The organism is Falsiroseomonas oryzae, assembly GCF_027856955.1.
Taxonomy (GTDB): Bacteria; Pseudomonadota; Alphaproteobacteria; order Acetobacterales; family Acetobacteraceae; genus Falsiroseomonas; species Falsiroseomonas oryzae.
Genome location: NZ_JAPSMD010000045.1, coordinates 1 through 22,152 on the forward strand (window position 1 = coordinate 1; position 22,152 = coordinate 22,152).

The following is a 22,152-nucleotide window of genomic DNA, read 5'->3' on the forward strand; positions in this document are numbered from 1 at the left end:
GAAGGGCAGCAGCACGGCGACCAGCGCCAGCAGCCCCGCCGCCACCAGCAGCGCGCCCCCGAGCTCCCCGGCCCGCACCGCCAGCGCGCCCATCACGCCGCCCGCCAGGCCGGTCAGGGCGAAGGTCCGCACCCCCGCCGTGCGGCGCCCGGCAGGATCCTCGCGCTCGCGCCAATGCCGCTCCGCGCCGACGAGCAGCCCGATGGCCAGCGCCGCGGCCAGCCGTTGGATCAGCGCCTCCGCATCCATGGCGACATGCTTGCGCTTCCGTGGCCATCGCAGCAAGGGATGGTGAGATGGCGCCGCCCGGTTCACGCGCCCGATTCGGGAGGGGGGAGATGGCTCTCGGCAGGCGCGTGGCCTGGCTGCTGCGCATGGGTGCGCTGGCCCTCGGCCTGTTCCTCGCGGCGTTCCTGGTCGTGCGTGCGGTGCAGGTCCTCCACGGCCCGGAACTGCGCGCCTGGCACAAGGCCGTCCCGCCCGAGCCCTCGGCAGCGGAGCTGGACCGCGCCGATTGGACCGCCTGGCTCGCCGCCGAGGACCGCGCCTTTGCCTATGCGCGCCAGCAGGTCACGGCGCGGCTCGAGCCGGCGGATCGCAGCCCCGCCAACCGCTACGATCCCGACAGTCCGCTGAACCCCACGCGATTCTCGACCGACTGGAACCGCTCCTTCGTGCTGGCCCCGCAGGGCCCGCCGGTGGGCGTCGCCGTGCTCGTCCACGGCATGACCGACGCTCCGTTCAGCATGCGCCACCTGGCGGAACTGTATCGTGCGCATGGCTGGGTCGCCGTGGTGCCGCGCATGCCGGGCCACGGCACGGTGCCGGGCGGCCTGACGCGCGTGGACTGGGAGGACTGGCTGGCCGCCACCCGGCTGGCCGTGCGGGAAGCGCGCCGCCGCGCGGGCGCGGACCGCCCGATCCATCTGGTCGGCTATTCGAATGGCGGCGCGCTGGTGCTGAAGCATGCGCTCGACGCGCTCGATGATCCGGCCCTTCCGCGCGCCGAGCGGATCGTGCTGGTCTCGCCGATGATCGGCGTCACCGCCTTCGCGCGCTTCGCGGGGCTCGCCGGCCTGCCCGCGCTGCTGCCGGCGTTCTCCGGCGCCGCCTGGCTCGGCATCGTGCCGGAGTACAACCCCTTCAAGTTCAATTCCTTCCCGGTGAACGCCGCGCGCCAGTCCCACCTGCTGACGGCGGCGCTGCAGGCGCAGACTCAGCGCCTTGCCGCGGCAGGCCGGCTGGACGGGCTGCCGCCGGTGCTCACCTTCCTCTCGGTGGTGGACGCCACGGTCAGCACGACCGCCGTGGTGGACGCGCTCTATGCCCGGCTGCCGCCGAATGGCAGCGAGCTGGTGCTGTTCGACGTCAACCGCGCCGCGCAGCTCGGCCCGCTCTTCGCCGCCCATGCCGAGACGGCAGCCGAGCGGCTGCTGCCGCCGGCGCCGCGGCGCTTCCAGGCGACGGTGGTGACCAATGCCGCGCCGGCCAGCCTGGCGGCCGTGGAGCGCCGGATGCCGCCGGGCAGCGCCGAGACGGCCGAACGCCCGCTCGGCCTGGACTGGCCGCGCGAGGTGTTCTCGCTGTCGCATGTCGCGCTGCCCTTCCCGCTGGAGGATGGGCTCTACGGCCTCCGGCCCGACCCTGCGGACCGGCAGGGCTTCAATCTCGGCGCCATCGCCGCGCGGGGCGAGACCGGCGTGCTGCTGACCAGCCTCGACAGCCTGCTGCGCATCTCCTCCAACCCGTTCTTCCCCTATCTGCGGGCGCGGGTGGCGGAGGGCATCGCGAACCGGCGGTGACGGCCGTCCTCAGCCGCGCAGACGGCGGCTGAAGCGGAACTCGTCGGCTCGGTAGAAGGTGCGCGCACATTCGATCGCCTCGCCGGACTCCAGGAAGGCGACGCGCTCCATCAGCACCAGGGGCTCCCGCAGGCCGACGCCGAGCAGGCCGGCGCGGAACTCGTCGGCCGCGATCACCTCGATGCGCTCCTCGGCATCGTGCGCGGCCAGGCCGAAGACGTTCTGCAGCACCAGGTAGAGCGGCGGGCGGAGGTCGGCCTCCAGCAGGTCTGGCGCCAGCGCGGCCGGCACGAAGCTCGTGCGGAAGGCGGACGGCCGGCCCTGCTGCACCAGGATCTTGCGCACCTTGTGCAGCTGCGCCCCTTCCGAGACGCCCAGCCGCGCGGCGAGCCAGTAGGGGCAGGCGGTGCGCCCGGCCTCGTGCACCACGATGTCGGCGGGGTCCGCCATGTCGAAGCCGGTCGCCAGGAAATGCGCGGGGTCGGAGAGCGGCACGTCCTGCCGGGCGAAGCGCACGAAGGTGCCGCGGCCATGCTGCCGGTGCAGCAGCCCCTCCTCCACCAGGGCGGTGATCGCCTGGCGCACGGTGATGCGGGAGAGGCCGTAATGCGCGCCGATCTCCGCCTCCGACGGGATGCGGTCACCGGGGCGGAGGTCGAAGGCGACGAGGTCGCGCAGCGCGTGCTTCAGCTGCAACCACAGCGGCGTGGTGCGGCCACCGCGGAGCATGCGGAAACCGATGGTCGAGCTCGTCATGCAGTCGTCCTATGACGAGCATGGCGCCCGGCGCAAGCATGTTGTCAACATAGTCGTTGCGTTGCGTCGCCCTTGACCGCACGGCGACGACAAGACAACCTAAGACGAGTTTGGCCGGGCACGGCACCGGCCAGGAGGAAACGGCGATGCACGCCTCGCACACCGCAGCACCGGGCCGCCGCTGATGCCGCGCATCATCGACCTGCACGCCCATCTCATCCCGCCGCGCCTGGTGGAGACACTGCGCCGCGACGGCGCGCGCTACGGCGTGGAGTTCGGCGGATCCACCGAGGCGCCGACCATCCGGCTCGAGGGCTCGTCCTGGACCAAGCCCCTGCCGTTGCCGCTGACCCGCGTGACGGAGCGGCTGGCCACCATCGACCGGCAGGGCATCGAGCTGCAGGTGCAGGCGCCCTGGATCGACTTCTCCGGCTACACCATGCCGCTCGCGCTGGCGGAGAAGTTCAGCGAGTTGCAGAACGAGACGATCGCAGAGGTCGCCGCCGCGCATCCCGGCCGCTTCCTCGGCGCCGCCACCGTGCCGATGCAGGACGCGCCGACCGCGATCCGCGTGCTGGAACGCGCGCTTTCCATGGGCCACCGCTCCGTGCAGGTCGCGACCTATTTCGGCGGCCAGCGCTTCCTCGACCACGAGGCGCTGTTCCCGTTCTGGGAGGCGGTCTCCGACAAGGGCGTGCTGGTCTACGTCCATCCGTATGACGAGCAACCACCGCCCGGCACCAAGGAGTTCTTCCTCCACAACGTGGTGAACTACCCGCTGCAGACCGCCATCGCGATCCCGCGCATGATCTTCGCCGGCGTCTTCGACCGCTTCCCGCGGCTGAACATCTGCTTCCCGCATGGCGGCGGCTACCTGCCCTACCAGTTCGGCCGCATCCGCCGCGCTGCCGAAGTGCGGCCGGAGCCGAAGTCGCTCGGCTATTCGGGCGACCCGCTGGAGGTGATGAAGCGCTTCTGGTTCGACACCATCCTGCACAACCCGGCCTCCATCCGGTACCTCGCGGAGATGGTCGGCACGGACCGCCTGGTGATGGGCTCCGACTATCCTTTCGACATGAACGATCCCGACCCCGTCGCCTCCGTCCGGGCGGCGCTGCCGGCCTCGGCGCAGGCGGCCGTGATGGGCGGTACCGCCGCGCGTCTGCTCGGCCTGGCCGGCGCGGAGGCCCCCTGAGATGACGCCCCGCTTCGCCACGGCGAACGGCCTCCGCATGGCGCATGTTACGGCCGGCACCTCGGGTCCCTGGGTCGTGCTGGCGCATTCGCTGGCATCCTCCCACGCCATGTGGCGACCGCAGATCGCGACCCTCGCATCGAACGGGTTCCGCGTGCTGGCCTTCGACGCGCGCGGCCATGGCGCCACCGACGCGCCGCCGGGTCCCTACGCCATCGCCACGATGGCGCAGGACCTGCGCGCCCTGATGGACGAGGTCGGCATCGCGCGCGCGCATGTCGTCGGCCTGTCCATGGGCGGCGCGATGGCGCAGGAATTCGCCCTGGCGCATCCGAACCGCCTGCGCGGACTCGTCATCGCGGACGCCACCTCCGCCTATCCCGCGGCGAGCCATCCGATGTGGCGCGAGCGCGCCGCGGCGGTCGAGTCCGGCGGCATGGCCGCGGTGGCCGACGGCACGCTCGGCCGATGGTTCACGCCGGGCTGGCGGGAAGCGAACCCGGAGCGGCTCGCTGATGTGCGCGCCATGATCCTCGCGACGCCGCCGCAAGGCTTCGTCGGCGCGGTGCACGCGCTGATCGGCTTCGACCTGGCCGATCAGCTGGGCGACGTGCGCGCGCCCACGCTGGTGCTGCACGGCAGCGAAGACCAGGCCCTGCCGCCAGCGCAGGGGGAGCGCATCGCCGCCCTCATCCCTGGTGCCCGCTTCGCGCTGGTGGAAGGCGCCGCGCATATCGCCAACCTGGAGCAGCCGGCCCGCTTCGACGCGCTGCTGCTGCCCTTCCTGCGAGAGGCCAGCGAGACCACCGCGGACTGACCGCGCACGACCAACCGGGGAGGACACCATGACGCGCATGATCGGCCGCCGCAGCCTCGGCGCCCTCGCCCTCGCCGGCGTGGCGCAGCCCGCGCTGGCGCAGGAGTACCCGCGCCGCCAGCCCGTGCGCCTCATCGTGCCGCAGGCCGCCGGCAGCGCGACGGACGTGATGGCCCGTGCGGTCGCCCAGCCCTTGTCGGAGATCCTCGGGCAGCAGGTGGTGATCGACAACCGCGCCGGCGCGGGCGGGCTGCTGGGCACGGAGATGCTCGCGAAGGCCGCGCCGGACGGCTACACGCTCGGCGTCGTCAACATCTCGACCCATGGCGTGAACCCCGGCCTGTTCCGCCGCCTGCCGTACGACGCCGTGCGCGACTTCACGCCGATCGGGATGACGGCGACGATCGGCAACGCGGTGATCGTGCGCAGCGGCTTCCCGGCGCAGACGCTGGCGGAGGCCATCGCCTTCATCCGCGCCAATCCGGGCCGCGTGAACTTCGCCTCCGCCGGGCAGGGCTCCTCGCAGCACCTGGCGGCCGCGTTGCTTGCGCGGATGGCGGGCGGGCTGCAGATGGTGCACATCCCCTTCCGCGGCACCGGGCCCGGCACCACCGCGGTGATGGCCGGCGAGGCCGACCTGATGATCCCGACGATCTCCTCCGCCCTGCCCGCCATCCGGTCGGGTCGCGCGCGCGCGCTCGCGGTGACCACCGAGGCTTCGGTGCCCGACCTGCCGGGCGTGCCGCCCGCGAAGGACACGCTGCCGGGCTACGTGGTCACCAGCTGGTACGGCATCGCCGGGCCCGCCAACACGCCCGCGCCGGTCGTTGCCCGCGTCAATGCCGCCATCCGCGACGCGCTGACCCGGCCGGAGACGGTTCGCACGCTGGAAGCCGCCGGCTTCGTGCCCGCGGCCGGATCGCCCGCCGAGCTCGCGGCCCACATCGTCGCTGAGATCGAACGCTGGCGCCGCGTGATCGAGGACGCCGGAATCCCGCGCGAAGGCTGATCCCGCCGCGCCAACCCATCGGAGGTCCCATGCCGCAACACGGCTGGCCGCTCGCGCTCCATACCTGGTCGCTCGACACCACGCCGCTGGCCGAGGCAATCGCCGCCGCCCGCGCCGCCGGCTTCGACAGCCTGGAGCTGCGCCGCCTCGACTTCACCCGCTGCCACGAGAAAGGCATGACCGATGCGGACGTCGTCGCCCTGGTGCGGGCCGGCCGCCTGCCCGTTGCAGTGCTCGGCGTGGAGTACGGCTGGATCTTCGCCAGGGGCGAGGAGAGCGCCCGGCTGTTCCGCGTGTTCGAGGCGAGCTGCGCCAACGCCCGCGCGCTGGGCTGCGCGATGCTGATGAGCGCACCCGGCCCCTATGAAGGCACGCTGGACGAGGCCGTGCCGAACCTGCGCGCCGCCGCCGACATCGCCGCCGGCCATGGGCTCAGGCTCGCCTTCGAGTTCAACTCCCAGCACCCCGTGATCAACCGGCTCGAAGTGCTGCGCGAGATGATCGCGCGCGCGGGCAAGGCGAATGTCGGCATGCTGCTCGATGCCTATCACCTGCACCGCAGCGGGCGGCCCGGCCGCGGCTTCGACGAGATCGACGGCAGCGAGCTCTTCGCCTTCCAGTATTCCGACGTGCCGCCCGTGCCCGTGGGCGCCGGCATCCGACGGCCCACCGACCGGCTGCTGCCCGGCGCGGGCGTGGTCCGATGGTCGGAGGTCTTCTCCCTGCTCGCCGAGAAGGGCTTCGCCGGGCCGCTGAGCTACGAGGCGCCAAACCCCGTGCTGTGGGCGCGCGACCCGGAGGAGCACGCGCGTGCCGCGGTCGCCGCGACGCGCGACCTGCTCCTTGCCGCGCCGCGCCGCGTCGCCGCGTGAGGCTGCGCTCCGCCAGGGACGTCGCAGTAGGCCTCGTCTTCCTGGGCTTCGCCGCGCTCTTCTGGTGGTTCGGCCGCGACCACCCCACCGGAACGGCCGCGCGGATGGATGCCGGCTACTTCCCGATGCTGCTCAGCGCGCTGCTCGCGCTGGTGGGTGCCGCCTGCGTGCTGCGCGGGCTGTTCGCCGGCGATCCGGAGGAAGGACGGATCGGCGCCATCGCGCTGCGGCCGGTCGCGCTGGTCGCGGGGGCCGTGCTGCTCTTCGCGCTGACGCTCGATCTCGTCGGCTTCCTGCCGGCGATGTTTGCTTCCCTGGTGCTCGTCGGCTTCGCCGGCACGGAGCGGCGACCGCTGGAGAGCGTGATCGCGGCCGCGGTGCTGACCGGCTTCGGCTGGCTGGTCTTCATCCGCCTGCTCGGCCTGCAGTTCCCGATGACCGGGTTCTAGCGGCGTGGACCTGCTGGACAACATCGCGCTCGGCTTCGGCGTCGCGCTGACACTGCAGAACATCGCCTACGCCTTCGTGGGCTGCGTGCTCGGCACGCTGATCGGCGTCCTGCCGGGCATCGGGCCCGTGGCGACCATCGCCATGCTGCTGCCCGTGACCTATGCGCTGCCACCGGTCTCCGCGCTGATCATGCTGGCCGGGATCTACTACGGCGCGCAGTACGGCGGATCGACGACCTCGATCCTGGTGAACCTGCCCGGCGAATCCGCCTCCGTCGTCACCTGCATCGACGGCTACCAGATGGCCCGCAACGGTCGCGCCGGCGCGGCGCTGGCCGCCGCCGCGCTCGCCTCCTTCCTGGCCGGCACGGTCGGCACGCTGCTGATCGCGGCCTTCGGCCCGCTGCTGTCCGAACTCGCCTTCACCTTCGGCCAGGCGGACTACTTCGCGCTGATGGTGCTGGGCCTGGTCTGCGCCGTCGTGCTCGCCTCCGGCTCGCTGCTGAGGGCAGTCGGGATGATCCTGCTCGGCCTGCTGTTCGGCCTGGTCGGACGCGACGTGAACACCGGCATCGCACGCTACGACCTCGGCCGGACGGAGCTGATCGACGGCATCGGCTTCGTCGTCGTGGCACTCGGCATGTTCGGCCTCGGGGAGATCATCGCCAACCTTTCCCGCCGCGAGGAGAAGCGCGAGGTCTTCGCCAGGCGCGTCTCCGGCCTGTGGCTGACCCGCGAGGAGTTCCGCGCTGCGACGCCGGCGGCGCTGCGCGGCTCGGCGCTCGGCTCCTTCCTCGGCATCCTCCCGGGCGGCGGGCCCACCATCTCCGCCTTCTCGGCCTATACGCTGGAGAAGCGGCTGGCGGGACAGCGCGGCACATTCGGCGCCGGCGACATCCGCGGCGTGGCAGGCCCGGAAGCCGCCAACAATGCCGCCGCGCAGACCACCTTCATCCCGATGCTGACGCTGGGCATCCCCCCCAACGCGACGATGGCGCTGATGGTCGGCGCGCTGACGCTGCACAACATCCAGCCCGGCCCGCAGGTGATGACGCAGAACCCCCAGCTCTTCTGGGGGCTGATCGCCAGCATGTGGATCGGCAACCTGATGCTCGTGGTGCTGAACCTGCCGCTGATCGGGCTATGGGTGCGGCTGCTGCAGGTGCCCTACCGGCTGATGGTCCCCGCCATCCTGATGTTCTGCATGATCGGCGTGTGGAGCCTGAACGGCAGCAGCTTCGACCTGCTGCTCATGGCCTTCTTCGCCGTGCTGGGCTTCGTAATGGCGCGGCTGGGCTGCGAGGGCGCGCCGCTGCTGCTCGGCCTGATCCTCGGCCCCATGATGGAGGAAAGCCTGCGCCGCGCGCTGCTGCTCTCGCGCGGCGACTGGTCCACCTTCATCACCCGCCCGATCTCCGCCACGCTTCTGGCGGTGGCGCTGGCCCTGCTGGTCGCGGTGCTGCTGCCGACGCTGCGCCGCAAGCGCGAGGAAGCCTTCCGCGAGGAGTGATGGCCGCCTACGCCGCCGGATCCAGTTCCAGCGTCGAGGGATGGAACAGCGCCTCCGGCTCGATCGGCGTCGCCACCATCCCGTCCGCCACGGCATAGCGGATCATCGCTGCCAGTTCGTCGCGGTTGCGCGCGAAGCCGTAGGGCCAGGGATCGCCCCCCAACAGGGCGGTCTGCGCCGCCGCCTCCTGCACGATCCAGGGCAGCGACACGCGCAGCACGTTCACCAGCTTCAGCTCCGCCAGGGCCGCCGCGCGCGCCTGGCAGAAGGCGCGGAACAGGGCGGCCGGCAGCCACGGATGCGCCTCCGCCACGTCCTTGCGCACGGTCAGGCAGTGCATGATCGGGAAGAAGCCGGTCGCACGGTAGTACGCCTCCTCCGCCGCGCGGCTCTCGGGGAACAGGCGCGCGACCGGCGCGCTGCGGTTCGTGAAGCAGCTCGGCGGCCGCGGTCCGATCAGCGCATCCAGCCTTCCGTCGGCCAGCATCGCGTTCAGCGTCTCCCCGGGCCCGATCGGCTGCACGTCCAGCTCCGGCGGCAGCTTCAGCGGCACGCGCTCCCCGGCATTGGGCTTCTCCAGCCCGCCGGTGCGCCAAGCCACGCCGCGCGTGTCCACGCCGTACTGCTCGCGCAGCATCCCGCGCGCCCACAGCGCCGCGGTCTGCTGGTACTCCGGCAGGCCGATGGTGCGGCCGGCCAGATCCTCCGGCCGCGTAATGCCGCGATCGGTGCGGATGTAGATCGCACCATGGCGGAAGGCACGCGAGAGGAACACGGGAATGCCGACATAGGGTGCATCGCCGCGAGCGGTCGTCACGATGTGCGACGACATCGACAGCTCGGTCACTTCGAAGGCGCGTTCGCGCAGCGCGCGGCGGAAGATGTCCTCTTGGTCCGGATCATGCCGCAGTTCAACCCCTTCCACCGGCGTCCGCCCATCCAGCACGGGCCGGCTCCGATCGGTCAGGAAGCAACCGATCGAAAGGCTCAGGTGGCTGGTCTTTGCGGCGTTGCTCATCGGTGGATCCCCCGTCGCGTCGTCTTGCGGCACAGGGTGCGGCGGCCATTGGGCCGCCGCAAGAGCAGGCAGCCGGGGCGCTAATCCACGCGCGCGCCGGAGACCTGCACCACGCGTCCCCACTTCTCCAACTCGGCGCGCTGGAACCGGCGCGCATGCTCCGGCGTGCCGCCGGCCGGCAGCGCGCCTGCCGCGGCCAAGCGGCGCCTTACCTCGTCATTGGCCACGGCGCGATTCACCAGCTCGGCCAGCCGCTCGCCCACCTCCGCCGGCGTGCCCGTAGGTGCTGCCAGCACCACCCAGGATCCCAGGTCGAAGCCGGGCACCGCGCGCTCCCCGATGGCCGGCACGTCCGGCAACGCAGGCCAGCGCTGCGCGGAGGTGATGCCGAGGATTCGGATCTGCGGCGTGCCCATGTAGCTCAGCCAGGTCGGCAGCCCGTCGATGACGAACTGCACGTCGCCGGTCACCAACGCCTGCGCCGCCGGCGCGCCGCCGCGGAATGGCACGTGCACCACCTCGACCCCGGCCTGGTGCAGGAACATCGCGGTGATCAGGTGGCCGGTGGAGCCGTTGCCGCCGGACCCGTAGTTGAGCTGCCCGGGGCGCGCGCGCGCCAGCGCGATCAGCTCCTCCGTCGTCTGCACCGGCACGCGCGGGTTCACCACCAGCACCTGCGGAAAGGTCGCGACATGCGCCATCGGCACGAAGTCGCGTTCCACGCTGAAGCTCAGGTTGCGGAACATGTGCGGGTTGATCGCCAGCGTGCCGGGCGAGCCCACCAGGAAGGTGGTGCCGTCCGGTGCCGCGCGCGCCACCTGCTCCGTGCCGATGTTGCCGCTGCCGCCGGTGATGTTCTGCACCACGAAGGCCTGGCCCGACGACTCGGCCATGTGGGCCGCGACGATGCGGATCACGACGTCCGCCGCGCCCCCGGCGGCGAAGGGCAGCACCAGCCGGACCTGGCGCGCAGGCCAGGCCTGGCCGAGCGCGGGCGCAGCCAGCGCGAGGCCGGGCAGCGCGGCAAGCAGGGTTCGGCGTGTCGTCGCAGGCGTCATCGGTCGCATCTCCTCTTGCGCGGCGCGTCTCCCCAGCGCGGCGGGCGACCTGCTTCGGGCGCCCGTCCCTTCCTTCAGCCCAGCGTGCGGTCGGAGACCGCGAGATCCGTGACGAACATGTGCCCGGGCGCGTGGGTGATGATCTCCGGGATGCCGGATGCCAGCGCGGCAGCCTGGGCGGTGATGCCGCAGGCCCAGAAGCACGGGACGGTGCCCGGCTCCTCCCGCGGCACCTGCCCCCAATCCACATTCGCCAGGTCGGCGATGCCGATGCGCGCGGGATCGCCGACATGCACGGGCCCGCCATGGCTCAGCGGATAGCGCGAGGTGAGCTCGATCACGCGCAGCAGCAGGTGCTCGGGTACCGGACGGTAGCTGACCACCAGCGGGCCATGGAACACGCCCGCCGGCCGGCACGCGATGGAGGCGCGGTACTGCGCCGGGAACGCGTCGTCACGCGTGAGGTGCGGGAAGGGAATCGCCGCCTCGATCAGCACCTGGTCCAGCGAGAGGTTGCAGCCCGTCAGGAATGCCACGTGATCCTTCCGCCAGTGCGGCCGCAGATCCTCCACGCGCTCCGTCAGGCGTCCATCCCGATAGATGCAGAAGGCCGCGATGTCGGTGCGCAGGTCGGCGTCTGGTGCGGCCAGCCGCGGCACGGCGTCGCCGGGGTCGGTGACGTCCAGCAGCGGGAAGGCGCGCGGGTTGCGCTGGCAGAATCGCATGAAGTCGAAGGCGTGCCGCTCCGGCACGATGGTCACGTTCGCCTGATGGTGGCCCAGCGCCAGCCGCTTGGTGTTGCCGGTCCAGCGCCGCGCCCGCACCGCCGCGCGCACCGCCGCCGGTGGCGCATGCGACAGCGCCTCCCGCGCCAGCGGCGCCTCGCTCATCCGCAGAGCGCCACCAGCGCGTGCGCGACGGTGCGCGCGGTGGTCCCGATCTCGCTGACATGCACGCGCTCGTCCGGCGCCGGCCATTCGGGGTAGCGCTTGATGTCGCCCGGCCCGAACTGCACGGAGGGGATGCCGACCGCAGCCGTCAGGTTGCCGTCGCCGAAATTGCCGATGCGCTCCACGCCCCCGACCTCCGGCTCCTTGCCCGTCGCCAGGCGGTAGCCATCGGCCAGGGCCACGACCAGCGGATGGTCGTCGGGCAGCGCGCAGGGCGCCATGTGGAAGGGGTCGTCCGGGCCGTTGGCAGGGATGATCGCCTCCACCTCCAGCGCGGGATGGTCGCGCTTCAGGCCCTCGAGCACGGCATCCACGTCACGCTGCACGCTTTCCAGCGTCTGGCCGGGCACGGTGCGGATCTGGAACACCAGGTCGGCCGAGGTGCCGTAATGGTCCTTGTGCACGGCATCGTAGCGGATCATCGGGAAGCCGGGCAGTTGCGGATGCGGCGTGAAGCGCAGCCAGCCATTGTGCGGCAGCGGCTTCAGCGAGGGCCCGAAGGCACCAACCAGCAGCGCGTGCTGCTCGATCGGGTTGAAGTAGCCGGCGCGCGCTTCCTCGGTGAAGCGGAAGAACAGGCCGGGCGTGTGGCAGCGCAGCCGCACGCGGACCGACCCGACGATGACGGAGCCAATCGTGTTGGCCGCGTGCTCCAGGTTGATGCAGTAATCCGCGGTAGCGCCATTGCGCAGCAGCGTGCGCGTGCCCGTTCCGCCCACCTTGTGCGCGGCGACCGGGCAGAACAGCACGTCGCCCTTCAGCGACACGCCCGCGCGACGGATGGCGCGCACCGCCTCGTAGGACGCAGCCAGGCCGCCCTTGTCGTCCTGCGCACCCAGGCCCCAGATCCAGCCATCCTCGTATTTCGCGCCGTGCGGGTCCACGGTCCAGCCGGGCATCGTCACGTTCACGTCCACATGCCCGTTGATCATCACGGTCGGCCCGCCGCCGGTGCCGCGCAGCCGTCCGATCGCCTGCCGCGTCACACGGCCGGGCTCCAGCGGATGCGGCACCGGCATCTCCGTCACCTCGTAGCCGTCGGCGCGCATCAGCGCGGCCATGTAGTCGGTGATGCGGCCTTCCTCGAAATGCGGGCTCGGGATGGCGATCATCTCGCGCAGCAGCGCGACCATCGCGGCATCGTCCACCGCCGCCAGCGCCGCCGAAGATGCCTGCTGCACGCCCATCCACCCGCTCCGCCCTCGACGAAGAAACTATTGCGCCCGGTGCCCCAGGCGTCAAACTCGTGCGCAGGTCGGGCATGGCGGAGGCAGGGGATGCGACACGCGGGCAGGCGCTTCATTGGATGCCTCCTTGCCATCGCGGCGGCATGCGTCGCCGCACCGCAGGCGCGCTCGCAGCCGGCCGGCTTCCCGGCGCAGCCGCTGCGCATCATCGTCCCCTTCGCGCCGGGCGGCGCGCCGGACATCGTGGCGCGCCTGCTGGCCGAGCACGCCGCGCCGCAGCTCGGCCAGCCCGTGACGGTGGAGAACCGCACCGGCGCGGGCGGCAACATCGGCATGCAGGCCGGCGCGCGCGCCGCGCCGGACGGCCACACCATCCTGATGTGCACCCTGGGCTGCACCACCAACGCCTTCCTGATGCAGAACCTGGGCTGGGATCCCGGCAAGGACATCCGGCCCGTGATGATGGGCGGCATCGTGCCGAACGTGCTGGTTGTGGGCGAGCATGTGCCGGCGCGCAACGTCGCGGAGTTCCTGGCGCTGGCCCGCGCCCAACCCGGGCGGCTGACCATGGCCTCCTCCGGAACCGGATCCGCCTCCCACCTCGCCGGCGAGATGTTCAAGGCGATGGCCGATGTGCGGATCGAGCACGTGCCCTATCGCGGATCCACCGTTGCGCTGCCCGACATAATCGCGGGCCGCGTCGATTCCATGATCGTCAGCCTGCCGGAGGCGCTCGGCTCCATCCAGGGCGGCCGGCTGCGCGCCCTCGGCGTCAGCTCGCGCGCGCGGTCGCCGGCCCTGCCGGAGGTGCCGACCATCGAGCAGGCCGGCGTGCCGGGCTATGGCGCCGTGGCCTGGTCGGCGCTGGTGGTGCCCGCCGCGACGCCGGACGCGGTGGTGGCGCGGCTGAACGCGGTGTTCAACGCCGCCTTGGCCGCGCCGCCGGTGCGCGCGCGCTTCGCGGAGCTCAGCATCCAGCCCGTCGGCGGCGCGCCCGAGGAGCTGAACCGCTTCATGGCGGCCGAGACGGAGGCCTGGGGCAGGCTGATCCGCGAACGCGGCATTACCGCGAACTAGACCAGCGTATCCCTGACCGTGTTCAGGGCCGCGCCGGTCCAGCATCTCCGGCCCGGCGATTCACGCCCTTCGCCGTGCCCACCTTCGGTGTGCACACTCATGGCGATCGCGGGCTGGGCACCAGGCCGCGCACCATGTTGGCGCGCGCAGTCGCGGTGACGCGGCCATCCGGCGCAACGTCGAGCCACGCCTCCACCCGTGCGCGCAGCGCCGCCGCCGCGGCCGGCTCCAGCGCCTCGATCATCTGCGCGGCGGCGGTGCCCGACAGCGAGTGGCTCCAGAACTCCGCCAGCCCCGCGAAGCTGCGCCGCACCACGATGGCGCGCGTCTCCACGCCCGCCAGGCCGGCACCGGCCCACAGCGCCCGCAACGCATCGGCACGCGCGACGGCGAAGTGCGGCGGGCGCGGCGGATCGAGGCCGAGCGCCCGCAGCTCCGCCTGGATCGGCTCCAGCGGGAAGCCGCCAGCGGGGAAGTCCCAGGCATAGGCCGCGACCGTCCCGCCCGGGCGCACCACGCGCGCCATCTCCGCCACGGCCTGCGCCGGGTCGGGGACGAAGAAGATCACCAGCGCCATCGCCGCCACGTCGAAGCTGCCGCCCGCGAAAGGCAGCGCCATCGCGTCGCCCCGCTGCAGCCGCACGGGCCGGCCGGCCAGCCGCGTCCTGGCGAAGTCCAGCTGCCCGTCGGACGGATCCACACCCTCCACCACGACCGGCGCGCAGCGGTCGCAGACCAGCTCGGTGAAGGCGCCGTTGCCGCAGCCGACATCGAGCCAGCGCAGCCCCTGCGCGGGCGCCAGCCAGTCCAGGAAGGGCCCGCCGGCCAGCCGGCTCCAGCCGCCCATGTTGCGCTCATAAGCCGCGCCGTCGGCGAAGGTGATCCGCTGCATGGACATGTCTCGTCTCCGTCCCGGCCGAGCTTCCGCCCTGCCCCGTCCCGCTGCCAAGATGGCGCCCCCAGCCCGTCGTCGCAGGAGGCCCCATGCCCGTCCTCAACAGCATCTCCGCCTTCCGGCAGGACATGGCGGCGTGGCGCCAGGACATCCACGCCCATCCCGAGCTCGGCTACGAGGAGCATCGCACCAGCGAGACGGTGGCGCGCCAGCTCGCGGCCTGGGGCATCGAGGTGCATCGCGGCATCGCCGGCACCGGCGTGGTCGGGGTGCTGCGCAACGGCGCATCAGGCCGCGCCATCGGGCTGCGCGCCGACATGGACGCGTTGCCGATGAGCGAGGAGACGGGGCTGCCCTATGCCTCCACCCATGCCGGCCGCATGCATGCCTGCGGCCATGACGGCCACACCTCCATGCTGCTCGGTGCCGCGCGCCACCTGGCGGAGACGCGCAACTTCGACGGCACGGTGGTCTTCATCTTCCAGCCCGCCGAGGAAGGCGGCGCCGGCGGCCGCACCATGGTGCAGGAAGGCCTGTTCACGCGCTTCCCCGTCGATGCCGTGTATGCGGTGCACAACGATCCCTCGCTGCCGCTGGGCGAGGCTTCCGTCGTGGCGGGGCCCGTACTCGCGGCCGCCGACATGCTGGACATCGTGGTGCACGGCCGCGGCGGGCACGCGGCACGGCCGCACCTGGCGGTGGACCCGCTGCTGGTCGGCGCGCAGATTGTGGTGGCGGTGAACCAGATCGTCTCGCGCCGCGTGGACCCGCTGGATTCCGCGGTGATCAGCCTGTGCCAGTTCACCTCGGGCAGCGCGCACAACGTGATCCCCGCCACCGCCGAGATCCACGGCACGGTCCGCACCCTGCGCACCGCCACCCAGGACGAGATGGAGCGGATGATCCGCCAGGTCGCGACCGGCATCGGCGCGATGCACGACGCGACGGTGGACGTGAACTACCGCCGCGGCTACCCGCCCACCGTGAACCACGCCGCCGAGACGGAGCGCGCGGCGCTGGCCGCGGCGAAGGTGGTCGGCACGGAGCGCGTGGTGCGGGACCGCCCGCCCGCCATGGCGGGGGAGGATTTCTCCTTCATGCTGCTGGAATGTCCGGGCTGCTTCGTGCGGCTGGGCCAGGCGGACGGCGCGCGCGGCGCGGTGCCCGTGCACCACCCCCGCTACGACTTCAACGACGACCTGCTGCCGATCGGCGCGAGCTTCTTCGCGAGCCTCGTGGAGCAGGAACTGCCGCGGGGGTGATCGCCGCGGCGGCGCGGCTCACTCCGCGGCGTCCGCCATCTCCTGCTTCACGATCCAGGCCGTGGCCGCCTCCGCCTCGTAGATGGTGGCCAGCTCGAGCAGCCGGTCCCGGTCGGGGCCGGGCGGCAGCTTGGACGCAAGACTGACGCATTTGTCGGCAAGCGCTCGCAACTCGAACGCGGTCTTGGCGCCCGCATCATCCATCATCGCTGGTCCTTCCTCGGCGGGAAGGTTACCCAAGCCGGCATCCGTTCGGCAAGCGGAAAGGCACGCGGCCGGCCGCCCGGCCCCGCAGGCTACTCCGGACGGACGCCCGTCGCCTCGATCACGCGGGCATACTTAGCCATTTCGCGCTCCGCGAAGGCGCGGAACTCCTGCGGCGACATCGCCACCACATCCCCGCCGTCCTGGATCAGCCGGTCCCGAATCTGCGGATCCGCGATGATCCGGTTGGTCTCCTCGTTCAACCGGCGCACCACCGCGTCCGGCGTGACCGCCGGCGCGAACAGCCCGCCCCAGAGGCTGAAATCGAAGCCGGCGACTCCGCCTTCCTGCACGGTCGGCGTATCTGGCGCCGCCGGGATGCGCCGCGCAGTAGAGACGGCAACCAGGCGCAGCCGCCCGTCCCGCACATGCGGGATCGCGGCCGGAAGGCCGGAGAAGAAGAAGTCCACATGCCGCCCGAGCAGGTCGGTCAGCGCCGGCCCCGCGCCGCGATAGGGCGCGTGCACCATCCGCCCGCCCTGCAGGGAGAGCACCTCCGCCGCGAAATGCCCGGGCGTGCCGGTGCCGGAGGAGGCAAAGGTGAGCCGCCCGGGCTGGCGTCGCGCTTCCTCCAGCAGGTCCGCCACGCTGCGATAGGGCGACGCCGCGTTCACCACCAGGCCGAGCGAGGCATTGGCCACCAGTGCGATCGGCATCAGGTCGATCGCCGGGTTGTAGCCGGCATTCGGCAGGAAGCGCGGCGCGATCGCGATCTCCGGCGTCTGCCCGAACAGCAGGGTGTGGCCGTCAGCGGTCGCGCGCGCGACTATCTGCGTGCCGAGCGTGCCGCTGGCGCCGGAGCGGTTCTCCACCAGCACATTCTGGCCCAGCGCCGGGCGCAGCCGCTCCGCGATCAGGCGTGCGAAGATGTCGCCGGTGCCGCCCGGTGCGTAGGGCACGATCACCTGGACGGGACGCGTCGGCCAGGCCGCCTGCGCGCGCGCCAGCGACGGCGCCGCCAGCGCCGCGAGAACGCCACCGAGCGCTGCGCGACGACCGGCCGCGAAAGGGGATCGTTCGTCGGTCATGCGCGCTCGCTCCGCTCGAGGACCCAGCGCGCCACCTCGTCATGCCGCGCGAACCACACGCCCGGCTTGCCGCGCATGTGGTCCAGGATGGTCCTGAGGGCGGCGGCCATCGGCGGGCGGCCGCCGAAATGCGCGTGGAGGGTCAGGTTGAGGATCTCGGGCTTCCCGCTGGACAGCAGGAAGTCGAAGGTGTCGCGATAGACGTCCACGAAGTCGCGCGGGCTGCCGCGCAGCACGCGGTTGTCGGTGAAGTCGCTGTGCATCAGCGCCACGACCTTCCCCTTGGGCGTGCGCACGACATAGGGCAGGTCGGTGTCGTTGTAGTCGCCGTGCCAGAGGTAGCCGTCCTCCGCCAGGAAGCCCGCGGTATGGATCGTGGGCGTCATGCGCGGACTGGCCCAGCCGACAGGCGCCTCCCCCGTCGTCTCGGCGATGATGCGCGCGCAACGGCGGATCAGCGCCTGCTCCTCCTCCGGCGTGCAGTAGGGCAGGAACATGTCCTGCGTGTAGGAGTGCCCGGCAATCTCGTGCCCGCTGCCATGCATGGCGCGGATCAGCGCCGGGTTGCGCTCCACGGCGACGGCATTCGCGCAGACCGTGGACCTGATCCCGTACTGGTCGAGCAGCGAAGCCAGCCGGCCAAGCCCGGTGCGCGCGCCATAGGCGGCCCAGGAGATGCCCTGCAGGTCGAGTGTGCCTTCCTTCAGCCCGCTGGCCATGGGCGAATAGGGCGGCGTGCGGCCCTCCGGCCAGGCCTCGTACATGATCGTCACCATGACGACGAGGCGGACCTCACCCGGCCAGTCGGGCACGGTGCGCTGCCAGTCTTCCACGCTGCTCCTCCCGCAGGGCACCCTGCCGCACGTGCCCGAATACGCAAGGTTGGCGCATCGGGCGTAGCCTGTCCAACCGCCCGATGATCGCCGGCGCGCCGTCCGGCCGAACAGCGCGGGCCGGGAACGGGCAAGGCGACGGCCACCGCCCGCCCGCGTTCAGCCAAGCGCGCGGATGACCTCCTCCGTCGTCGTGACCATCGCGACGTTGCGCATCGCATAGTCGATCGAGGCGCGGTGCCAGTCGGCGTTCATCGTCGAGCAGCCATCCTCCGGGATGATCATCACATAGCCCTTGTCGGCGCCGGTGCGGGCGGTGTGCTCGATGCTCATGTTGGTCCAGGCGCCGGTCTCGATGACGAGGTCGCGGCCCTCGGCCTTGAGGATTCGCTCCAGCGGCGTGCCTTCCCAGGCGCTCATCCGGGCCTTGCGGATCACGTGGTCGCCGGGCTGCGCCTCCAGCCCCGGCACCGGCTCGGCGCCCCAGCTGCCCTCGACCAGGGCGTTGGCGTCCACGCAGCCCTCGAAGAGCGGCGCGTTCAGCGTCATGTCGCGGCCATCGGCGCGGCGGACGAACCAGACATGGATCACCGGCACGCCGCGCGCGCGGCAATGCGCCGCCAGGCGCGCGATGTTGGCGATGGCGTTCTGCTGGCGGCAATGCTCCGGGCTGCCGGAGGCGGCGAAGGCGCCGCCCTCCATCACCACGTCGTTCTGCATGTCCTGGATGATCAGCGCGCAGCGGGACGGGTCGAGCCGCAGCACCTCCTCGCTGCCCGCGGGCCGTTCCGCGGCTTGCGGGCGTGCCGCCATGAAGGGTTCGCTGCGCGGCCCGACCTTCACCGGGATGGCATAGACCGAGGTCGTCGCGCAGACATAGAGCGTGCGCCAGTCCGGCCCGCCCCAGTGCAGGTTCGCCGCGAGTTCCGGCACCGCGACCTTGCCCAGCAGCCTTCCGTTCGGCGCGAACACCCAGAGCCCGCCCGGCGCGGTGCACCAGATGTTGCCCTCGGCGTCGCATTTCATGCCGTCCGGCACGCCCGGTTCCAGCACGTCGCGCAGGCCGGAGGCGAAGATGCGCCCGTTCTTCAGCGATCCGTCCGCCGCCACCTCGTAGACGCGGATATTCGCCTGGTCGGTGTCGTTGACGTAGAGCAGCGATTCGTCGGGCGAGAAGCACAGCCCGTTCGGCTGGCTGAAGGTATAGCGGTCCACGAGAAGCTGCGGCTCCTCACCCGGCTTCGCACCGGGGCGGATGCGGAAGACGCCTTGCCAGCCGAGTTGCCGCGGCCGCTCCACGCCATAGACCGGCATGCGGCCGTACCAGGGATCGGTGAAGTAGATCGCGCCGTCCGACTTCACGCAGAGGTCGTTCGGCGAGTTCAGCTCCCGCCCCTGGAAGTGTCTCGCCAGGATCTCGCGCGTGCCGTCGGGCCGGATGCGCACGACGGAGGAGGTGGCGTGCTCGCAGGCCAGCAGGTTGAGCGCGGCGTCATAGGTGAGCCCGTTCGCCTTGTTGGAGGGTCGCGTCGCATCGCGCACGCCGGCGCGATCAAGCCTCCGCCGCACATCCGCCGGCATGTCGGAGAACAGCAGGTAGTGTTCCGTCGGGTGCCAGATCGGCCCCTCGGTGAAGGTGAAGCCGCTGCCCGCCTGCCGGACGGGCGCGTGCTCGTCGATGAGCCGGCGGAAGCCCGGGTCGAGCGCGGTGTGGGCCATCGGCGCGTTCCTTCAGACCGGGAACCAGTCCCGGCGGGCCACCGTCTGCACGACCGGGCCGGGCACCTGCAGTTCAAGCCGGCCGACCACCTGGCCGTGCTCGATCTTGGCGGGCTTGTCGTGCACCGGCAGCAGGAAGCGCGAGGAGTTGAGCAGCTTCTTGATCGCCGCCTTCTCGCCGCGCTTCGATCCGGCGTGGTTGCCGGTCACCTGCGGCTCATGCGCGCTGATCTGGTAGAGCGGCTCCACGATCTGGTCGTTGAAGTCGTAGATCACGTCGCCGCAGATCGTGGCGAGGCCCTCGGCGGTCTCGACATGCACGTTCATAGAACCCTCCGTGTGCGCATTCGCCGCTTCGAGCACGACGCCGGGCATGATCTCCACCGGGCCGGACAGTTCCAGATCCTCGAAGCGCAGCGCGTGCCGCGTGTGCAGCCGCTCGATCAGATGCTGGATGTCGGGCTTCGGGTATTGCGGATGCATGAGGCCGGAGACCGAGCATTCCATCTCGCGCCGGTTCACCACGACCGTGGTGTTCATCGGGAAGTGGTCGTCCTTGCCGGCATGGTCGATGTGCAGGTGGGTGTGCAGCACGTAGCGCACGTCGCCCGGCTTCACGCCGTGACGCGCCAGTTGCCGCTCGATCATGTTCTCGTGGAACTGGAGACCGCGCATGCCGAGCGTCTCCATGATCGCGTTGTCGCGGTAGCCGGTGTCCACCACGATCGGCCAGCGGCCGCCGAGGATCAGGAAGCCATAGACGGGAACGCGCCGGGTGCGCCCGCAATCCCGCGCCAGGACCAGGAAGCTCGATTCCAGCTCGATGTCGCCGTAGTCGAGCAGCTTGATCTCAAGGGCCATTCCCCCGTCCTCCCCTACAGCCGGTAGACCCGGCAGGCATTGTCGAAGAACACCGCGCGACGCGCGGCCTCATCCAGGTCTTCGGTCGCCCGCAGATGCGCGCCGAGCAGGGGCGCGTAGCCGGTCCAGAGCCTCTCGATCGGGAAGTTGGACCCCCAGAGGCAGCGCCCGGCGCCGAACAGCGCCTGCGTCTCCCGCACTACCCAGGCGATATGGGCAGCGTCGTTGCGATGGATGAAGGTGCCGAAGCCCGAGAGCTTCACGACCACGTTCGGGCAGGCCGCCAGCGCCGCCATGCCGACGCGCCAGGCATCCCGCCCGGGCGCCGAGAGGTCCTCCAGCATGCCGGCATGCTGCAGCACGAATGTCACGCGCGGGCAGGCGGCGGCCAGCGCCGCTGCGCCGTCCATCTGGCCGGCGAAGACCTGAAGGTCGAAGCTGAAGGCGTAGTCCGCCAGCCGCGCGACGTTGCGCCGCACCGCCGGATCGGCGCAGAGATCGGGCCGCGACGCGAAGCGATACAGCAGGTTCTCGTGCCAGTGGAATTGCTGGCGGATGCCGCGGACGCGCGGGAAGCGCGCCAGGCGATCGAGCGCCGGGCGCGCATCCTCCACCGTCATGTCGGCATAGGCAACGGTCGCGTGCGGCCAGCCTGTCTCCAGCGCGATCTGCTCGATCCAGGCGGCTTCCTCCGCGGCCTTGTCCACCGGCCAATTTGCCTGGACATAGACCGACTTCGCGACGCCGCTGCCGCCGATGTCGGCCAGGTATTCCGCCATCGGGTAGTCGCGGCGGATCGCCTCATAGGGGCCGAAGATGCGCGGCTGCATCGGCCCGACAAGCCAGGGCAAGTCCGCCTGCCGCCAGACATGGAAATGGCTGTCCACGATCCTCATGCCGCGCGTCCCAGGCGCGCCAGCGGCGCATCGCCAACCAGCGCACGCGCGATCGCGGCGGGGCTGGAGCCGTCGCCCAGCACGTCGATGAACGGCAGCACGGCGCGCATCGCGCCGGTCTCCGGCCGGTAGGCGGGATCGGCCGCAAGCGGCGTCAGCCAGACCACGCGCCAGGCCAGCCCGCGCAGCCGCCGCATGGCGGCCACCAGCGCCTCCGGCCCGCCGCGCTCCAGCCCGTCCGACAGGATCACCACCACCGCGCCGCGCGCGAAGCTGGCGAAGCGCGGCACGGCGAGGAAGACGCCGAGCGCCTCGCCGAGCCGCGTGCCGCCATCCCAGTCGGCGACGAGCCCGGAGGCGAGCGTCAGCGCCTGCTCGCGCGAGCGATGGCGCAGCGCGCGGGTCACGCGGGTGAGACGCGTGCCGATGGTGAAGACCTCGGCCCGCTCGGCGGCCTGGACCACGCCGTGGGCGAGCCGCAGCGCGCCGTCCGTGCCGGCCTTCATGCTGCCGGAGACATCCACCAGCAGCAGCAGCCGGCGCTGCCGCGCCCGGCGCCGGCGCGTCGGCAGGCGCGTGAGTTCGCCGTCACGCCGCAGCAACTCGCGGAAGGCGCGGCGCGGATCGGCAATCCCGCCCCGGCCGCCGCGCAGCCGGCGCGAACGGCGGCGCGGGATCGCGTCGGGCAGGGCGC

The 22,152-nt window shown here is 71.9% G+C and carries 23 protein-coding genes; 9 read left to right on the forward strand and 14 right to left on the reverse strand.

The genetic code is table 11. From position 1 onward, the window contains the following. A partial coding sequence (locus tag OZN99_RS07250) for an MgtC/SapB family protein (protein WP_270934531.1) occupies nucleotides 1-249 on the reverse strand: 249 nt, incomplete at its 3' end. 89 nt (nucleotides 250-338) lie between these two features. Between OZN99_RS07250 and OZN99_RS07255 the strand changes: the two genes are divergently transcribed. After that, nucleotides 339-1,802, forward strand: coding sequence for an alpha/beta hydrolase (locus OZN99_RS07255; protein WP_270934532.1), 1,464 nt, complete (start codon nucleotides 339-341; stop codon nucleotides 1,800-1,802). Nucleotides 1,803-1,811: 9 nt separating this feature from the next. Here OZN99_RS07255 and OZN99_RS07260 read toward each other — a convergent pair whose 3' ends face one another. Then, nucleotides 1,812-2,558, reverse strand: coding sequence for a GntR family transcriptional regulator (locus tag OZN99_RS07260; protein ID WP_270934533.1), 747 nt, complete (start codon nucleotides 2,556-2,558; stop codon nucleotides 1,812-1,814). A 184-nt stretch (nucleotides 2,559-2,742) separates the two neighbouring features. Between OZN99_RS07260 and OZN99_RS07265 the strand changes: the two genes are divergently transcribed. From OZN99_RS07265 to OZN99_RS07290, 6 genes are read left to right on the forward strand one after another with little or no spacing between them, the layout of a single operon-like run. Continuing rightward, nucleotides 2,743-3,753 (forward strand): amidohydrolase family protein, encoded by a 1,011-nt coding sequence (locus OZN99_RS07265; protein ID WP_270934534.1) that lies wholly within the window; start codon nucleotides 2,743-2,745, stop codon nucleotides 3,751-3,753. 1 nt (nucleotide 3,754) lies between these two features. Then, nucleotides 3,755-4,570 carry a 3-oxoadipate enol-lactonase gene (gene pcaD, locus OZN99_RS07270; RefSeq protein ID WP_270934535.1) on the forward strand — a complete coding sequence of 272 codons (816 nt, stop codon included), beginning with the start codon at nucleotides 3,755-3,757 and terminating at the stop codon, nucleotides 4,568-4,570. 28 nt (nucleotides 4,571-4,598) lie between these two features. Next, nucleotides 4,599-5,579: a Bug family tripartite tricarboxylate transporter substrate binding protein gene (locus OZN99_RS07275; RefSeq protein WP_270934536.1), complete on the forward strand. Its 981-nt coding sequence runs from the start codon at nucleotides 4,599-4,601 to the stop codon at nucleotides 5,577-5,579. A gap of 29 nt (nucleotides 5,580-5,608) precedes the next feature. After that, the gene (locus OZN99_RS07280) at nucleotides 5,609-6,451 is read left to right on the forward strand and encodes a sugar phosphate isomerase/epimerase family protein (RefSeq protein WP_270934537.1); all 843 of its coding nucleotides are present in this window, start codon (nucleotides 5,609-5,611) and stop codon (nucleotides 6,449-6,451) included. After that, nucleotides 6,448-6,900 (forward strand): tripartite tricarboxylate transporter TctB family protein, encoded by a 453-nt coding sequence (locus OZN99_RS07285; RefSeq protein WP_270934538.1) that lies wholly within the window; start codon nucleotides 6,448-6,450, stop codon nucleotides 6,898-6,900. The genes OZN99_RS07280 and OZN99_RS07285 overlap by 4 nt, the downstream gene beginning before the upstream one ends. A gap of 4 nt (nucleotides 6,901-6,904) precedes the next feature. Next, nucleotides 6,905-8,410 carry a tripartite tricarboxylate transporter permease gene (locus OZN99_RS07290; RefSeq protein WP_270934539.1) on the forward strand — a complete coding sequence of 502 codons (1,506 nt, stop codon included), beginning with the start codon at nucleotides 6,905-6,907 and terminating at the stop codon, nucleotides 8,408-8,410. Between the two features lie 7 nt (nucleotides 8,411-8,417). Here OZN99_RS07290 and OZN99_RS07295 read toward each other — a convergent pair whose 3' ends face one another. The 4 genes from OZN99_RS07295 to OZN99_RS07310 all read right to left on the reverse strand — a co-directional run bounded on the left by OZN99_RS07295 (nucleotide 8,418) and on the right by OZN99_RS07310 (nucleotide 12,623). Continuing rightward, complete coding sequence (locus tag OZN99_RS07295; RefSeq protein ID WP_270934540.1) at nucleotides 8,418-9,428, reverse strand: substrate-binding domain-containing protein; 1,011 nt, start codon at nucleotides 9,426-9,428, stop codon at nucleotides 8,418-8,420. An 80-nt stretch (nucleotides 9,429-9,508) separates the two neighbouring features. Next, nucleotides 9,509-10,486, reverse strand: a complete 978-nt coding sequence (locus OZN99_RS07300) for a Bug family tripartite tricarboxylate transporter substrate binding protein (protein WP_270934541.1) — start codon at nucleotides 10,484-10,486, stop codon at nucleotides 9,509-9,511. 74 nt (nucleotides 10,487-10,560) lie between these two features. Beyond that, nucleotides 10,561-11,376, reverse strand: a complete 816-nt coding sequence (locus OZN99_RS07305; RefSeq protein ID WP_270934542.1) for a D-glutamate cyclase family protein — start codon at nucleotides 11,374-11,376, stop codon at nucleotides 10,561-10,563. Further along, nucleotides 11,373-12,623, reverse strand: a complete 1,251-nt coding sequence (locus OZN99_RS07310) for a M20 family metallopeptidase (RefSeq protein ID WP_270934543.1) — start codon at nucleotides 12,621-12,623, stop codon at nucleotides 11,373-11,375. Before OZN99_RS07310 ends, OZN99_RS07305 begins: the two co-directional genes overlap by 4 nt. A 90-nt stretch (nucleotides 12,624-12,713) precedes the next feature. Here OZN99_RS07310 and OZN99_RS07315 point away from each other — a divergent pair, with 90 nt between their 5' ends. Further along, nucleotides 12,714-13,700 carry a Bug family tripartite tricarboxylate transporter substrate binding protein gene (locus OZN99_RS07315; RefSeq protein WP_270934544.1) on the forward strand — a complete coding sequence of 329 codons (987 nt, stop codon included), beginning with the start codon at nucleotides 12,714-12,716 and terminating at the stop codon, nucleotides 13,698-13,700. A 97-nt stretch (nucleotides 13,701-13,797) separates the two neighbouring features. On the opposite strand, the gene OZN99_RS07320 is transcribed toward OZN99_RS07315, so the two are convergent. Then, on the reverse strand, nucleotides 13,798-14,598 hold the full coding sequence (locus OZN99_RS07320; RefSeq protein WP_270934545.1) for a class I SAM-dependent methyltransferase: 801 nt from the start codon (nucleotides 14,596-14,598) through the stop codon (nucleotides 13,798-13,800). Between the two features lie 86 nt (nucleotides 14,599-14,684). Between OZN99_RS07320 and OZN99_RS07325 the strand changes: the two genes are divergently transcribed. Next, complete coding sequence (locus OZN99_RS07325) at nucleotides 14,685-15,857, forward strand: M20 aminoacylase family protein (RefSeq protein ID WP_270934546.1); 1,173 nt, start codon at nucleotides 14,685-14,687, stop codon at nucleotides 15,855-15,857. An 18-nt stretch (nucleotides 15,858-15,875) separates the two neighbouring features. Here the strand turns inward: OZN99_RS07325 and OZN99_RS07330 are convergent, their stop codons facing one another. The 7 genes from OZN99_RS07330 to OZN99_RS07360 form a co-directional block, all read right to left on the reverse strand. Continuing rightward, nucleotides 15,876-16,064 carry a hypothetical protein gene (locus OZN99_RS07330; RefSeq protein ID WP_270934547.1) on the reverse strand — a complete coding sequence of 63 codons (189 nt, stop codon included), beginning with the start codon at nucleotides 16,062-16,064 and terminating at the stop codon, nucleotides 15,876-15,878. Between the two features lie 89 nt (nucleotides 16,065-16,153). Then, the gene (locus OZN99_RS07335) at nucleotides 16,154-17,149 is read right to left on the reverse strand and encodes a Bug family tripartite tricarboxylate transporter substrate binding protein (RefSeq protein ID WP_270934548.1); all 996 of its coding nucleotides are present in this window, start codon (nucleotides 17,147-17,149) and stop codon (nucleotides 16,154-16,156) included. Continuing rightward, nucleotides 17,146-17,982 carry a polysaccharide deacetylase family protein gene (locus tag OZN99_RS07340; RefSeq protein WP_270934549.1) on the reverse strand — a complete coding sequence of 279 codons (837 nt, stop codon included), beginning with the start codon at nucleotides 17,980-17,982 and terminating at the stop codon, nucleotides 17,146-17,148. Before OZN99_RS07340 ends, OZN99_RS07335 begins: the two co-directional genes overlap by 4 nt. A 159-nt stretch (nucleotides 17,983-18,141) precedes the next feature. Then, nucleotides 18,142-19,701, reverse strand: a complete 1,560-nt coding sequence (locus OZN99_RS07345; RefSeq protein WP_270934550.1) for an isochorismatase family protein — start codon at nucleotides 19,699-19,701, stop codon at nucleotides 18,142-18,144. A 12-nt stretch (nucleotides 19,702-19,713) separates the two neighbouring features. Further along, the gene (locus OZN99_RS07350) at nucleotides 19,714-20,562 is read right to left on the reverse strand and encodes an N-acyl homoserine lactonase family protein (protein ID WP_270934551.1); all 849 of its coding nucleotides are present in this window, start codon (nucleotides 20,560-20,562) and stop codon (nucleotides 19,714-19,716) included. A 14-nt stretch (nucleotides 20,563-20,576) separates the two neighbouring features. Beyond that, nucleotides 20,577-21,458, reverse strand: a complete 882-nt coding sequence (locus tag OZN99_RS07355; protein WP_270934552.1) for an amidohydrolase family protein — start codon at nucleotides 21,456-21,458, stop codon at nucleotides 20,577-20,579. Beyond that, nucleotides 21,455-22,152, reverse strand: a 698-nt coding sequence (locus tag OZN99_RS07360; protein ID WP_270934553.1) for a VWA domain-containing protein, incomplete at its 5' end; no start/stop codon positions are given. The genes OZN99_RS07355 and OZN99_RS07360, both read right to left, overlap by 4 nt.

What these genes read in the sequence shown, in the direction of transcription:
- OZN99_RS07345 (WP_270934550.1), bottom strand. Translation starts at nt 19,701, where the DNA reads ATGGCCCACACCGCGCTCGACCCGGGCTTCCGCCGGCTCATCGACGAG.
- OZN99_RS07255 (WP_270934532.1), top strand. Translation starts at nt 339, where the DNA reads ATGGCTCTCGGCAGGCGCGTGGCCTGGCTGCTGCGCATGGGTGCGCTG.
- OZN99_RS07315 (WP_270934544.1), top strand. Translation starts at nt 12,714, where the DNA reads ATGCGACACGCGGGCAGGCGCTTCATTGGATGCCTCCTTGCCATCGCG.
- OZN99_RS07275 (WP_270934536.1), top strand. Translation starts at nt 4,599, where the DNA reads ATGACGCGCATGATCGGCCGCCGCAGCCTCGGCGCCCTCGCCCTCGCC.
- OZN99_RS07355 (WP_270934552.1), bottom strand. Translation starts at nt 21,458, where the DNA reads ATGAGGATCGTGGACAGCCATTTCCATGTCTGGCGGCAGGCGGACTTG.
- OZN99_RS07305 (WP_270934542.1), bottom strand. Translation starts at nt 11,376, where the DNA reads ATGAGCGAGGCGCCGCTGGCGCGGGAGGCGCTGTCGCATGCGCCACCG.
- OZN99_RS07350 (WP_270934551.1), bottom strand. Translation starts at nt 20,562, where the DNA reads ATGGCCCTTGAGATCAAGCTGCTCGACTACGGCGACATCGAGCTGGAA.
- pcaD (WP_270934535.1), top strand. Translation starts at nt 3,755, where the DNA reads ATGACGCCCCGCTTCGCCACGGCGAACGGCCTCCGCATGGCGCATGTT.
- OZN99_RS07300 (WP_270934541.1), bottom strand. Translation starts at nt 10,486, where the DNA reads ATGACGCCTGCGACGACACGCCGAACCCTGCTTGCCGCGCTGCCCGGC.
- OZN99_RS07335 (WP_270934548.1), bottom strand. Translation starts at nt 17,149, where the DNA reads ATGACCGACGAACGATCCCCTTTCGCGGCCGGTCGTCGCGCAGCGCTC.
- OZN99_RS07295 (WP_270934540.1), bottom strand. Translation starts at nt 9,428, where the DNA reads ATGAGCAACGCCGCAAAGACCAGCCACCTGAGCCTTTCGATCGGTTGC.
- OZN99_RS07310 (WP_270934543.1), bottom strand. Translation starts at nt 12,623, where the DNA reads ATGGGCGTGCAGCAGGCATCTTCGGCGGCGCTGGCGGCGGTGGACGAT.
- OZN99_RS07280 (WP_270934537.1), top strand. Translation starts at nt 5,609, where the DNA reads ATGCCGCAACACGGCTGGCCGCTCGCGCTCCATACCTGGTCGCTCGAC.
- OZN99_RS07265 (WP_270934534.1), top strand. Translation starts at nt 2,743, where the DNA reads ATGCCGCGCATCATCGACCTGCACGCCCATCTCATCCCGCCGCGCCTG.
- OZN99_RS07325 (WP_270934546.1), top strand. Translation starts at nt 14,685, where the DNA reads ATGCCCGTCCTCAACAGCATCTCCGCCTTCCGGCAGGACATGGCGGCG.
- OZN99_RS07330 (WP_270934547.1), bottom strand. Translation starts at nt 16,064, where the DNA reads ATGATGGATGATGCGGGCGCCAAGACCGCGTTCGAGTTGCGAGCGCTT.
- OZN99_RS07320 (WP_270934545.1), bottom strand. Translation starts at nt 14,598, where the DNA reads ATGTCCATGCAGCGGATCACCTTCGCCGACGGCGCGGCTTATGAGCGC.
- OZN99_RS07260 (WP_270934533.1), bottom strand. Translation starts at nt 2,558, where the DNA reads ATGACGAGCTCGACCATCGGTTTCCGCATGCTCCGCGGTGGCCGCACC.